The following is a 14,079-nucleotide window of genomic DNA, read 5'->3' on the forward strand; positions in this document are numbered from 1 at the left end:
TAATCTCACACCAGAACCTCTCTCCCCCAGCTCCCCGAGCTCCCCGAACTCACAACACCAGTGTCCTAACTAACGTCAGGGGAGGGGTGTGGGGTGTGGGGTGTGGGGTGTAGGGCATTGGTGAAAGGTTAAGCTTGTGTACCGCTTGTCAAGGGTTTAGGGGAATAGGGAATGGGGAACGGGGAACGGGAAATGGTTAAGGGGTGAGCTGATGTGCCATTTGTCAAGGGGTGTGGGGTATCTCACAGGGAATGGTTTCGGATGTAGAGCATGGGTGATTGTCGCTCGAAAGCCAAAGTCTAGATGCGCGAGAATTGGCAGCTCGATCGCACTATATATGGGACTTGACAAATCATTAACGATTCTAGTGTTTCCTCAATGGGGAATACCATCAATCGCGATCGCACCGGTTACGATCGACCAATCCCTGAAAATATCCGGGTCAACAGATTCGATAGAAAGTTTGGGGGGAGTTGCCCGGAGGAGGTCGGTGAAGTGCCTTGACTGACAAATCGCTCCCCGACGACTTGTTGACCGATGATAATCGGGTTACCCACTTCATCGTTGCCGATAACGTCCTCCACGACAGGCTCGATCGAAATCTGCATCACCTCGTTTTCCGAGAGCGATAGTTCCAGGGTTTGAGCCTCTCCTGGATTATTAACACTGGTAACCCCTGTGGAAAAACTCGTGCTATCCAAAGAGGGTCGGCGGTTGCCATCGGTAATATCTCGAAGGTCAGTCTGCGCACTACCAATCGAGAGACTGCCCGAACTTCCTCCTCCTCCAATATCGCCGCCAAATAAGGGATTGGGAATCACCGGAGGCACGATCGTCCCGTTAACCACAGTGGCCGCCGATGGTGGGTTAACGCCACCGATATTGATAAACAAACCCCCATTACTGACGACAAAGGTATCGCCAAAACCGAATGAAAAGCCCATCGGATTCCTCCCTGTATTAATTCTGGGGTATGGGAGACTTTGGGGACTTAGGGAGCTTTGGGGGCAGGGGCAATGGACAATTGACAATGGGTCCAGTTGCAACGCTTTGCTCCCTCACCCTTCCCCATTTTTCATTTACGCGGTGTGCAACTTTAGGCAATCGAAAGGATGGTGAGCGAGTCGAAACATCCCCCTTCCCCCTTCCCCCCGTTTTGTCAGGTTTTGGCTCGTACAAGTTGCACATGGCGTAATTTTTAATTCTCTCCCCCATCTGCCCAACAATCCTCAACCGGTATTGCGCATCCCGGCCGCAATCCCGTTTAAGGTCAGTAGCGCCCCCCGCAGCAATTCCCCTTTGCTGTAGCGCGAGTGAATCACCCCCGGGGTGGAAATGACCCCATGTTGACGCAGGCGCTTGAGCAGGGCCACTTGCAACAAGCCCAAGGGGACGATCGTGGCATTGCGCAATTGAACCGAGCGCTGGAGTGCGGGATCGCCATCGAGCAGGCGTTGGTTACCCGTCAGTTTGAGAATCAAGTCGCGGGTCAGGTAGTATTCCTGAGAAATCTGGGCGAACAGCCGCTCGAATCGTGCGCGATCTTCGGGTTTCGAGAGTTCGCGCACGTAATGTTCGGCCACTTGCAAATCCACCTTCGAGAGAGTCATCTCCACCTTCGAGACCACCATTTTAAAGAAAGGCCACTTGAAATAGAAGTAGCGCAGCAGTTGCAGGTGTTCTTCGGGGGCTTCTTGCAAGAATTCTTGCAGCGCCGTTCCCACGCCGTACCACGCCGGAACCAGGAAGCGGGTTTGCGTCCAGCTAAACACCCAGGGAATCGCCCGCAATCCAGCGAGATCTTTCTTTTTGCCGCCACCGCGACGGGCCGGACGGGAGGAGATTTGCAGTTGGGAGATTTCGGCAATCGGGGTAACTTGATGGAAGAAATCGATGAAGTCCGGCTGCTCGTAAATCAGCGCTCGGTAGTGAACCCGCGATCGCGCCGCGAGTTCTTCCATAATCTCGTTCCAGGGTTCGATATCGTCGAATCCACCCCGGAGCAAACTCGACTTAATCACGGCCGAGGTCACCGTTTCGAGGTGATAGAGCGTCAACTCCGGTAGGGAGTACTTGGAGGCGAGAACTTCCCCCTGTTCGGTAATTTTAATGCGACCGTTAATGGTATGACCGGGCTGAGCTAAAATGGCCTCGTAAGCCGGTCCGCCGCCCCGTCCGACGGAACCGCCCCGTCCGTGGAAAATCCGCAGTTGCACGCCATAGGGTTCGGCGATCGCTTGCAGGGATTTTTGGGCTTTGTGAATTTCCCAGTTACTGCTCAAGAATCCAGAGTCCTTGTTGCTATCGGAATAGCCGAGCATCACCTCTTGTAGGGACGGTTTAAAGGTCTCGGGCTGCTCGTATCCCCCGCTCAGGAGCGATCGATACAAGGGCAACTCGAACAACTCTTGCATCACCGAGGGGGCCCGTTTGAGATCTTCGACGGTTTCAAACAGGGGAACCACCTGAATCGTCCCGATTCCCGTGGCCGGATCGTAGAGTCCCGCTTCTTTGGCCAGCAGCAACACTTCTAAGAGGTCGCTGACGTCATGGCTCATGCTGATAATGTAAGTCTGGCAAAGCTCCACGCCAAACTCTTGTTGCAGCAACCGAACGATGCGGAAGGTTTCGATGGTTTCCCGAGCGGTATCGGAGAAAGGTAACTCCGAGGGAATCAGGGGTCGCCGGGTTTGCAGTTCCGTACTCAACCAGACGACTTTCTGAGCTTCGGAAAGTTCGTTGTAGGATTTGGGGAGAACTTGCAGGTACTGGGCGATTTCGTTGAGGGTATCGGAATGGCGGGTCGATTCTTGGCGAATATCCAGGTGAGCCAGGTTGAAACCGTAGATCTCGACCTGACAGATGAGGGTTTCGAGGGCACTGCAATTGATACCCGTTCCTTTCAGGTTGCGTTGAATCAGTTGCAATTCCGCGAGGAACTCGGCACCGGAGCGATAAATTGCCGCACTTTGGGTTTCGGGAATCTGCCGCCGCCAATTGTCTTCTTGGTACAGTCGCCAGTTGCGATCGCGGGTATTTTCCAATCGCTGTTGGATATAGGCGAGTTTGAGGCGATAGGGTTCTTGGCGGTAGCGAATGGCCATTCGATCGTAGATTTCGGGCATCTGCAATCGATCTTGTTCGATGGAGTCGAGCAGTTCCGGGAGAACATCGCTCCAGTGGAGGGACAAACTCAAAAGGTGCGTCAGGTCTTGGATGGCATCGATATACTTCTCCAAGACCAAGGAGCGCTGGTAACAGGAGGTTTGCCACGTCACTTGGGGGGTCACCGACGGGTTGCCATCGCGATCGGACCCCACCCAGGAGCCGAACTTGCAGAAGTTGTAGCTCGGCGGCGTCAGGTTGGGGAAGGTCGAGTGCAGATTGCGGGTGATGCGCTGGTACAGTTGGGGCAGCGCGTCGAAGAGAACCTCTTTAAAGTAGTGGAGGGCGTATTCGACTTCATCGAGGACGGAGGGTTTGAACTGATGCAGTTCGTCGGTGCGCCACCACAGGCGAATTTCTTCGGTGAGTTGTTCTTGTAAGGCTTCCGCTTCCAAAGAAGACGGCACTCCCAGGGTACTCAACCGCTCTTCGACCCGATCGAGCTGGCGCAATATTTTGGCAATCCGCCGCTGTTTGGCACGGATGGTTTGCCGGACGATTTCCGTGGGGTGAGCGGTGAACACCAAGCGAATATCGAGGTTGTCGAGCAGTCTTTGGATGATTTGGGGCGGAACGTTAAGCTGTTTGAGAGTGGGGAAGAGAGACGCAAACGTGCTACCGGGTTTGACGCCCCCCCGCTTACCGGTTTTAGCCAGGGTAAACTCTTCTCCCGAATCCGTTTCGATCGCCTCGAACAGTGCTTGTTCGCGAACGAGATTATCGGTATTGGCGCTTTCTCGTTCGCGATCTTGCTGTTCGTAGTGTTGCTCGACGATATTAATGAGCTGGAAATACAGCGCGAAGGCGCGGGCTGCCCGGATCGCGTCGTTGAGATCGAGCTTTTCGATGAGTTGCAGCACCTCGCTATCCAAGAAGTCCGGCGATCTTCCGTCCGTCGCGTCGATGGGAACGAGTTGCCGCAGTAAATCGATGGTTTGCTGACCGCACTCTTGTCGCAATACCGATTCCCACATATCTTCGACGACTTTGAGCCGATGACGCAGGAGTAGCTCGGAAGCAGACGGAACGGTCACTTGCAGATCGGTTGTTTGTACGGTTGAATCCATGTAATTCTCGAGCGAGTTGCCAACCCTATTTCTTTTGCGAAGATGGTATCATTTTACGCCCAATGGGGAATGGCCGGTCATACCCTCATTCCCCTTAAACCTAAATTTTTTGTGAAGGGTTAAATGCCGAATTTTTATTGAGGGGTCGCTCTCGGGATTTGCCGAGGGTTTTTACCAACGCTTGACCTCCCTCGACGGATAATAATCGATAAAAATACTGACGTCCGCCTGTTGTCAACTCGAGGTCTAAAGGACGCCAATCCATGTAAATTCCTCCACATTGAGAGCGGAGTAGTCTCTAGAACCCTTAGTTTACAAGGGTCGGATTTGACTCTCTTTAGAGATTAAGTGTTTTTACTGACTTTAAATCGAATGTAGATGAAACCAAACCTATCGATCGCCTGACCGGCGTCAAATTTGTCCCCAAGCGCTAACGTCGAGATCTTAACCCTCAAACCTGTAACTTTCGGACTCAAAATTCTCCCTAGGGGAAACGGGGAGATGTTACCGAAGAATTAAGGTTTAAAGCCTCTCCTTTAAAGGAGAAACCAGAAAAAACCTTCCTTTGAATCAATCCTCTTCTTTTCAAGGAGAGGTAATTGTTCATTGTTCATTGTTCATTGTTCATTATTGAACTTAAATTGAGTTCGGTTAAATATCGATCGTCCCAGTTGAACTCAGCCTCAGTCGCTTTTGGGGACTTGGGTGCGCCCTTGGGAGACAATTTAAAAGACGATCGCGCCGGGGCGCTCTTAATGCTCTCTTGATGCTAAATAATTCTCGGAATTCGAGATTACCCCGTTGCTTCTTCTCCTCAAAACAGGATGGAGAAGATGGGGAAGAAACGGACGGCAAACTGTTGCCATTTTTTCCAACAAACGAGAGCAATCTCATCAATTGAGAACGGCACTATCCGATAAAAAAAATAGAATAGAAGAATGTGGAAATTCTTAGGTTCAATTGAATTAGCAAATTGGGAAAAATTCGCCGGTGGCATTTGCGTCCTCTCATCAATATTATCTGGTGGATGGGAACGATCGATTGCCTTTTTTGAGGAGACCAGAGCCGAATTTTTTCTTCTTTCTCTGTGTCTCCAAACCCCAAGCTAGAAACCTTTAGACCCGATCGGCCCGAAGAATTAACATCGATAGTCTTGGCGATCGAATCCTACAATAGTTCCAAGCTGAAAACGAACTCGAGTAGCACCATGAAAGAATTTACAGTCGGGACGAAAGTGCGATTGGTGAGTCTGCCGCCTTATCTAAAAACGGCAGATCCCATGCCGATGCTGCGCCCTCCGAATCTGATTGCCGTGGGGGAAGAAGGGGTGATTCTCGCGTGCCATCCCAGTGGCTATTGGAGCGTGCGTTTCGATCGCGGCGCATTTTTGCTCGAAGAACAATATCTCGAGTCAACGACCACCTCGGCCACATCGGATTCGTGATCGATCGCCATGGGATCTGCTTGTCAGTCAGTCGATTGCGTCCTACGCTAAGTCTCACGGGACGAACGCACCCACCAATCCATCGGGAAACCGGTGAGTTTTGCCAGTTGCCATGGCAAGCTGCAATCGCAAGTTGCGATCGCACTAGTGCAGCGCGGCAGAAATAACTGACCAGCTCTCAACCCCTGAAAGCTATGTACAGTGAGCATTTTTAATTTTTAATGCGCGCATTTTTAATTCTGCATAGCAGCACTAGATACATTTCCCTCAACCCATCAGATTGGCGTTGGTCCCGTTCAATTTCTAATGTGAGGAGTATATTCAGATGAAAGCACTCGGATTCTCAAATTTTCTCGTTGCCACCTTCGCCTCTGCGGCAATGGCGACTGGGGTTGGCTTTTCGAGTCCGGTAACGGCTACTGTTTCCCACAGGAGCGAATCCCAACTCGCCCAGCTATTTACCGGCGAGCAACGGATGATGACCACCTACGGTCGCGGAATTGCCAGTACGACAGCTGAAAAAGCGGAAATTCGCCTGTACTTCAATCGACCCGAAGTCTATCTCGACGATGGTACCCTCGCGCCGAGCGAACCCATTGCCCGCGCCGAGATGCAGCGGATTGCCAATACATTTGTGGGGGCCGGAATTGCCGAAGAGGCGATCGAAATTAACCTGAATGCGTCCGAGCCATACTACTACGGTCCGAGTGGGGCCAATCTGGTGGTGACGTTGCTCGATCCCACTCAAGGGGATATCGATCGCATCGTTCAGATCGCCGAAGCCATTAACTTCGAGGATGGGACGCTATACTACAACTACTCTAGCGATTCCTGCTCGATCGAGGATGTGGATGCCCTCGAAAATGAAGCCCGAGTTTCGGCGATTGAAGATGCGCGCCGTCGGATCGATGCCATGGCAGCAGCTCTAGGGGTTCGGGTCACAGACGTACTCGCGGCGATCGAAGTTCACAGCTACACCCCCATTTCCACATCCTGTTACCCCTCAGAAGAATCGACATCGGGGGATGATGCGCGTCCGGAAGTACAAGTCGAACTGGGGGTGTTGGTGACTTACGGTATTCGTTAGAACGCGCAGAAACTGGAAAAGATGTTCGATGATTCGCCCAAAGTTGGCTCGATCGGAGAATCGATCGCCAAATGCTGGGCAATTTAGGGACACGAAAACAATTTTGAGTGCGATCGAGATCGCATAAACCTTGCGATCTCGATCCATTTTGGGTCCGATCGCAAAAGCCACAGTGGAAGTAGAGAGTCGATCGCCCAAAAACTATGACAACACTTCCCGGCTACCATCTACGCGAAAAAATCTACCAAGGGACTCGCACGGTCGTATATCGCGGTACCCGCCTCGCCGATAACCGGTCTGTCGTCATCAAGTTTTTACACAACGAGTATCCCACCTTCGCGGACTTGCTGCTGTTCCGCAATCAATATACCATTGCCAAAAACCTCAACTTACCGGGAATCGTCCAACCTTTAGCCCTGGAAACCTACGGCAACGGCTATGGTTTAGTGATGCCCGATGAGGGGTATATTGCACTCGGAGAGTGGCAACAAGGGGAATTCGCGATCGTTGATGTTCTCACCATCGCCGTTCAACTGGCCGATATTCTCCACGGACTCTATCAAAATCGGGTTATCCACAAAGATATCAAACCCGCCAATATCCTCATCCACCCCAAAACAAAGCACGTCCAACTCATCGACTTTAGTATTGCCTCCCTCCTCCCCAAAGAAACCCAAGAAATCCAAAATCCCAACGTCCTCGAAGGAACCCTCACCTATATTTCCCCAGAACAAACCGGACGCATGAATCGCGGCATCGACTACCGTACCGACTTCTATTCCCTGGGTATCACCCTCTACGAACTGCTGACGGGAGAACTGCCGTTCCAAAGTGACGATCCCATGGAACTGGTTCACTGCCACATCGCTAAATCTCCAACATTCCCCCACACCCCACACCCCAAACCCCACACCCTTCTTCAGATCGTGATGAAGCTGATGGAGAAAAATGCCGAAGACCGCTATCAGAGTGCGTTGGGATTGAAGTATGACTTAGAAAAGTGCTTATTTCAATGGAAAGACACGGGAAAAATCGAGCCGTTTGCATTGGGAGAACGGGATATTTGCGATCGCTTCATCATTCCCGAAAAGCTCTACGGACGGGAAAAAGAAGTCGAGACGTTACTTGCAGCATTCGATCGCGTAGCGTCTCCATCGGAGAATCGCGTGGCTGCTGGCAATACGGAGATGATGCTGGTGGCGGGATTCTCGGGTATCGGGAAAACGGCCGTCGTCAATGAAGTTCACAAACCCATCGTCGAAGCGCGGGGTTACTTCATCAAAGGGAAATTCGATCAATTCAACCGCAATATTCCCTTCAGTGCCTTCGTACAGGCATTGCGCAATTTAATGGGACAGCTTCTGAGTGAAAGCGACGCTCAACTCGAAACGTGGAAAATCGAGATTCTTCAAGCCTTGGGGGAAAACGCACAAGTCATCGTTGATGTGATTCCCGAACTCGAACAAATCCTTGGCAAGCAACCTCCCGTCCCCGAACTCTCGGGTAGTGCTGCCCAGAATCGCTTCAATTTACTCTTTGGGAAATTCATCCAAGTCTTCAGTACGAAAGAACATCCTTTAGTTATCTTTCTCGATGACTTGCAATGGGCCGATTCCGCATCCCTGAACTTGCTCAAATTACTGGCGGATGAAACGGGAGGGGGTTATTTGTTAGTGTTGGGAGCCTATCGAGATAATGAAGTCTTTGCGGCTCATCCTTTAATGCTGACCCTCGATGAGATCGAGAAAGCTGGAGCCATCCTCAATACCATTACCTTAGAACCCTTATCTGAGGAGGATTTGAATCAATTAGTCAGCGACACGATGATGTGTTCGTCTCAACTGAGCCGACCCTTGACAACATTGGTTTATCAAAAAACCCAAGGGAATCCCTTCTTTGGCACCCAATTTCTCAAAGGGTTACATGAGGATGGGGAAATTACCTTCAACTTTGATGCTGGGTACTGGCAATGCGAGATGACACAAGTGCAGCAACTTGCCCTCACCGATGATGTGGTCGAATTCATGGCTTCTCGGCTGCACAAACTACCCCAAGAAACCCAGGAGGTTTTGAAGTTAGCGGCTTGTATCGGCAACCAATTCGAGTTAGCGACTTTGGCGATTGTCTGCGAGCAATCTTCGGTGGAAGTGGCCACAGCGCTCTGGCGAGCTTTGCAAGAGGGTTTGGTTTTGCCTGTTAGCGACACCTATAAGTTTTTCCAAGGAACGAACCCGCCCGAAAATGAGCGATCGAATGAGATATTTGTCGGCTACAAGTTTTTGCACGATCGCGTCCAGCAAGCGGCGTATTCCCTCATGACTCAAGAGCAAAAGCAAGCGACCCATCTTGAGATCGGCACCTTACTGTTAGAAAATTTATCCGAGATCGAACGGGAAGAGCGAATTTTTGAGATCGTCAATCATTTAAATATTGGCAGGACATTAATTACCCAATCATCACAACACGAAGAACTTACACAACTCAATTTGCTGGCCGGACGTAAAGCCAAAGCCTCGACTGCTTATGCCGCAGCTTTTACCTATATCACAGTGGGAATAGAGCTTTTGCCCGAGCGGTGCTGGGACGATCGTTACGAACTCAGTATTTCTTTATATAAGGAACGGGCAGAAGTTGAATATTTAAATGGAAATTTTATCAATGCCGAGCGTTGGATCGAACGGACGCTAGACAAAGCCAGGACTCCGATGGAAAAAGCCGAAGTTTATAATATGTCCATCGTCCAGCACACATTGCAAGCAAAGTATCCAGAAGCCATTCAAGCGGGTCGGAAAGCGCTAGCATTAATTGATATTCAGCTTCCGGAAGAAGATTTCGATCGGGTTCGCGATGCAGAACTGGCGATCGCTCAAGAAATCTTGAAGGATCGCTCTTTTACTTCGCTATCTGAGTTGCCCTTGATGACGCAACCCGATCGCAAAATGGCAATTAAACTATTAATTAGTATGGGGCCTCCGACTTATCGCTCCCATCAAAAATTATGGTCTGTCATTTGTGCAAAGGCCGTTAATCTTTGTTTGCAGTATGGAAATACACCGGAAATTGGATATATCTATCCGGCTTTTGGGGGTTTGCGAGGATATGCTCTGAATAATTACCAAGGAACGCAGGATTTACTCGATGTCACCATCCAGTTAACTCAAGACTTTAATCATAAATCAGCCCAAAGTGTGGCTTACCTGATGATTGGCAGTTCTCTGAGGCATTGGTCGCATCCACTAAAATTGGCAACGGAAGACTATCTTTCATCTTATCGAGTGGGGTTAGAATCGAGTAACTTGCAATATGCTGCATATGCTTTCGGGCATAATATGTATTGCCGTTTCTATCAAAGTATTCACCTCAAAGAACTTGTTGAGGAAATTTCAACCTCCTTAGCATTCAGTCATAAATATAAAAATCAGTGGGCGATCGATCTTCTCGTGGGAGGTCGCTCGATCGTTGCCGAACTACTCGGAGAAAATTCGGATTCACGGGAACAATTTGTCATTGCCGACGAATCCGACTATCTAAAACAGTGTCACGAACGTAAAAACTGGCAAGTTATTTGCATCTACAATATTCTCAAGACCCAGCTTCTTTTCCTTTTCGATCGACCCGATGAGGCTTTTGGGTATGGCAAACAAGCCGATGCAGAAATTATCAACGTTGCCCCTCAAGGGTTACTTCCTTATGCTCGTCATCTCTTTATCTACTCCCTCGTACTCGCATCACTCTATTCCAAAGCCTCTGAGAGCCAAAAATTAGACGATTGGGCAAAAATTTCGACCTATCAAAAACAGCTCGAAATTTGGGCGCAGAACTGTCCGGAAAACTTCCTTCATCTGAGCTGCTTAGTCAAGGCGGAAGTCGCTCGTATCTCTGGGAATTTTTTAGACGCCATAGAACTTTACGATCGCGCCATTGCCGGAGCGCACATCAACGGTTACACCCAAGAAGAAGCCCTCGCCAACGAACTCGCCGCTAAATTCTATCTCCACTGGGGCAAAGAAAAAATTGCTCGGGTTTATATCGTAGAAGCTTACTACGGCTACGCTCGATGGGGCGCGAAAGCCAAAATCGAGCGCCTCGCGCAACAGTATCCCCACCTTCTGGCTTCAATTCTCCAACAACACCCATCGACCCCCAATTCCCACACGACCCATACCCTAAAAATTTCAACCCACGGCACCTCAACCCTCGATATCACCTCCGCCATCAAAGCGTCCCAGGCGATCTCCGGTGAAATCGAACTCGATGCCTTACTGTCCAAGCTCATGAGTGTCGTTCTCGAAAACGCCGGAGCGGACAAAGGAGCCTTGATTTTAAACCACTCCGGCACCTGGGAAATCGCCGCCCAATGCCAGAAGGATATCTGCAGCATCTCTACGGTTCCCCTAGACGATGCCGAAACCCTTCCCTCCAGCATTCTCAATACCGTCAAACGGACTCAAAAAACCCTCCTCATCAACGACATTTCCCAAGACTCAACCGTCGCCGGACAGCCCTATTTCATCGAGTGGCAACCCAAAAGTTTGTTCTGTACTCCCATCCTCAAACAAGGTCAACTGCGAGGCATCCTCTACCTGGAAAATCATCACACCCCAGATGCATTCACCCCAGACCGCATCGAGTTACTGAACCTCCTGATTTCCCAAGCCGCCATCTCCCTGGAAAACGCCCATCTCTACAACACCCTCGAACAAAAAGTCGAGCAACGCACCGCTCAACTCCTCAAGACCCTCGAAGACCTCAAAGCGACCCAAAAAAAACTGGTTGAGTCGGAAAAAATGGCCGCGTTGGGGAATCTCGTCGCAGGAGTCGCCCACGAAATCAATACCCCCGTCGGGACCAGCATTACTGTCGCCTCGACCCTTGCCGATGAAACCCAAACCTTCATCAACGCGGTTCGGGAAGGACAACTCAAGCGTTCCGTCCTCAATAACTATCTAGAGCTGGCTGAGGAAAGCACGCAACTGATGCTGAGCAACCTGCATCGAGCGGGAGATTTGATTCAAAGCTTCAAACAAATCGCCAACGACCAAAGCTGCCTGGAACGGCGATGCTTTCACCTGCAAAACTATATTGAAGAAATCGCCCTGAGTTTAGATCCCCAACTCAAACAGACTCCCCATACTCTCACGGTCGAAGGAGACGAAACCCTGATCGTCGAGAGCTATCCGGGGGCATTGGCTCAAATCGCAACCAATTTGGTGACCAACTCTCTGACTCATGCTTACTCACCCTCAGAGGCGGGACAGCTACGTTTTGATATCCGTCAAGAAGGGGATAAGGTGAAGATAGAGTACGAAGACAACGGTTGTGGAATTGCGCAAGAGAATATAGACAAGATTTTCGAGCCTTTTTTCACAACTGCAAGGCATCGGGGTGGAACGGGTTTGGGACTGCATATTGTCTACAACTTAGTGACCCAAAAGTTACAAGGGACAATAGACGTTCGCAGCAAAATTAATGAGGGAACCCGCTTTATCGTGACGCTTCCCCTGTTTTTCAATGCTTAGGTTCTCCCGGACGGGATTTAATCGGCAATGCTTTTTGAAAATAACGATCGCACTATCCCTGTTTCTGAAAATAGCGAGTTCTTAGTTTTAGAAGATGACGATCTGATGCTTCTAGAGAACGATATGTCCCTCTGTGAGCCTCTCATGCAAGATTCTTCCATGGGAGAACCCTGGAAAATGACGATTGTCGATGACGACCCGGCCGTTCATCAAGCGACAAAACTCGCCTTAAAAAATTTTGTGTTTGAGGGCAAACCGCTTTCGCTGCTTCATGCCTTTTCCGGGTCTGAAGCCCAGCAACTGATTGCCGAGCATCCCGATACGGCCGTCATCTTGCTCGACGTGGTGATGGAAAGTAATGACGCGGGTTTAAAAGTCGTTCGCTACATTCGCGACGAACTCCAAAATCGGCATGTGCAAATTATTTTGCGCACGGGTCAACCGGGAGACGAACCGGAGGAGTCGATCGTGCGCAACTACGAGATTAACGACTACAAACTGAAGGTCGAACTCACTCGCCAGCGATTGATTACCACGGCAATTGCCGCTTTGAGGGCCTATCGAAATGCGATCGCGGTGGAGGAAAAAACCGCGGCTCTCACTCAAGCCTTACAAACCCTGCAACGAACCCAACTGCAACTGGTGCAACATGAGAAAATGTCGGCTTTGGGGAACTTAGTGGCGGGGGTCGCTCACGAAATTAACAATCCGTTGGGGTGTATCTCGGGCAATCTCGTTCATGCCACCGATTACATCCAAGATTTATTGAGTCTGCTCGAACTCTACCAACAGCATTATCCCGATCCCGTCACCGATATTCAAGAGGAAATTGAAGCGATCGATTTGGAGTATTTAACTGAAGATTTGCCTCAAATGGTGAATTCGATGAAGATGGGAGCCGAACGCATTCGCAATATTAGTACCAGCTTGCGAATGTTTTCAAGAGCCGATAGCGATCGCCCCATTCCTTTTAACCTCCGCGAGGGAATCGATAGCACTCTGCTGATTCTCAAACACCGCCTCAAAGGGAAAGAGAATCGTCCGGCGATCGAAGTGATTAAGGAATATGGGATATCATCGGCGGTGCAATGCTATCCGGGACAATTGAATCAGGTGTTTACCAACTTAATCGCCAACGCCATTGATGTCTTTGACGAGAGTCCCCCGAATGGAAACGAAAGTCCGCCCCAGATTTGCATCCAAACGTTGCAAGAGGACGGGGTGGCGATTATCCGGATCGGGGATAATGGTAAAGGAATGCCCGAAGCGGTCCGAGAGCGCATTTTCGAACCGGGATTTACCACCAAAGGTGTGGGCAAAGGAACGGGGCTGGGAATGGCGATCGCCCGTCAGATTGTCGAAGATAAACATCGAGGAACCCTAACTTGTACCTCTGGACTCGGCCGGGGAACGGTCTTTGAAATTCGGCTACCTCTTGAGAAATCTTGAGGGCAATCTGACATCGGTGGTGTTTGTGCCAATGCAACCCTTTTTTTCCGTGAATTTCATTGGGTCGGTTTTGCGAGGTGTAGACCATTGTTGGCAGCAGGTATCGCAACCGCCACACCAGGCGCGGACATCGTGAAGGCGAGCAGGCAATCGCTGTGGGAGAAGAGAAAGATCGCGTTGCGAACTCGGGACTCGAGCTGTCCTAAGCTAACGTCAGTTTTGGATAAGACTGTTTCCGGTGAGGGCGGGGAATGGGGAATGGGGAATGGGGAATCGGGATGAAGTACTTTGCTCCCCAGCAACCAGATGTAGCCAGTGCGATCGCTTCGCTCATCAAGAGGCTTGCCA

7 protein-coding genes are annotated in these 14,079 nt (G+C 50.3%); 4 read left to right on the forward strand and 3 right to left on the reverse strand.

What is annotated here, in order from left to right:
- Positions 1 to 410: 410 nt before the first annotated feature.
- Both AC2215_RS05605 and ppc read right to left on the reverse strand, forming a co-directional pair.
- Positions 411 to 944 carry a hypothetical protein gene (locus AC2215_RS05605; protein WP_486808980.1) on the reverse strand — a complete coding sequence of 178 codons (534 nt, stop codon included), beginning with the start codon at positions 942 to 944 and terminating at the stop codon, positions 411 to 413.
- A 285-nt stretch (positions 945 to 1,229) separates the two neighbouring features.
- Entirely contained in the window at positions 1,230 to 4,232 is a 3,003-nt protein-coding gene (gene ppc / locus AC2215_RS05610) for a phosphoenolpyruvate carboxylase (protein ID WP_486808981.1), read from the reverse strand.
- A gap of 1,207 nt (positions 4,233 to 5,439) precedes the next feature.
- On the opposite strand from ppc, the gene sipA reads away from it, so the two are divergent.
- From sipA to AC2215_RS05630, 4 genes are all read left to right on the forward strand, one after another.
- The gene (sipA, locus tag AC2215_RS05615; protein WP_486808982.1) at positions 5,440 to 5,676 is read left to right on the forward strand and encodes a regulatory protein SipA; all 237 of its coding nucleotides are present in this window, start codon (positions 5,440 to 5,442) and stop codon (positions 5,674 to 5,676) included.
- A 325-nt stretch (positions 5,677 to 6,001) separates the two neighbouring features.
- Positions 6,002 to 6,763 carry an SIMPL domain-containing protein gene (locus AC2215_RS05620; RefSeq protein WP_486808983.1) on the forward strand — a complete coding sequence of 254 codons (762 nt, stop codon included), beginning with the start codon at positions 6,002 to 6,004 and terminating at the stop codon, positions 6,761 to 6,763.
- Between the two features lie 203 nt (positions 6,764 to 6,966).
- On the forward strand, positions 6,967 to 12,282 hold the full coding sequence (locus AC2215_RS05625) for a trifunctional serine/threonine-protein kinase/ATP-binding protein/sensor histidine kinase (protein WP_486808984.1): 5,316 nt from the start codon (positions 6,967 to 6,969) through the stop codon (positions 12,280 to 12,282).
- A gap of 27 nt (positions 12,283 to 12,309) precedes the next feature.
- Positions 12,310 to 13,731, forward strand: a complete 1,422-nt coding sequence (locus AC2215_RS05630) for an ATP-binding protein (RefSeq protein WP_486808985.1) — start codon at positions 12,310 to 12,312, stop codon at positions 13,729 to 13,731.
- Positions 13,732 to 13,787: 56 nt separating this feature from the next.
- On the opposite strand, the gene AC2215_RS05635 is transcribed toward AC2215_RS05630, so the two are convergent.
- Positions 13,788 to 14,079, reverse strand: a 292-nt coding sequence (locus AC2215_RS05635) for a hypothetical protein (RefSeq protein WP_486808986.1), incomplete at its 5' end; no start/stop codon positions are given.

The sequence above is a fragment of the Zarconia sp. genome, from assembly GCF_057467645.1.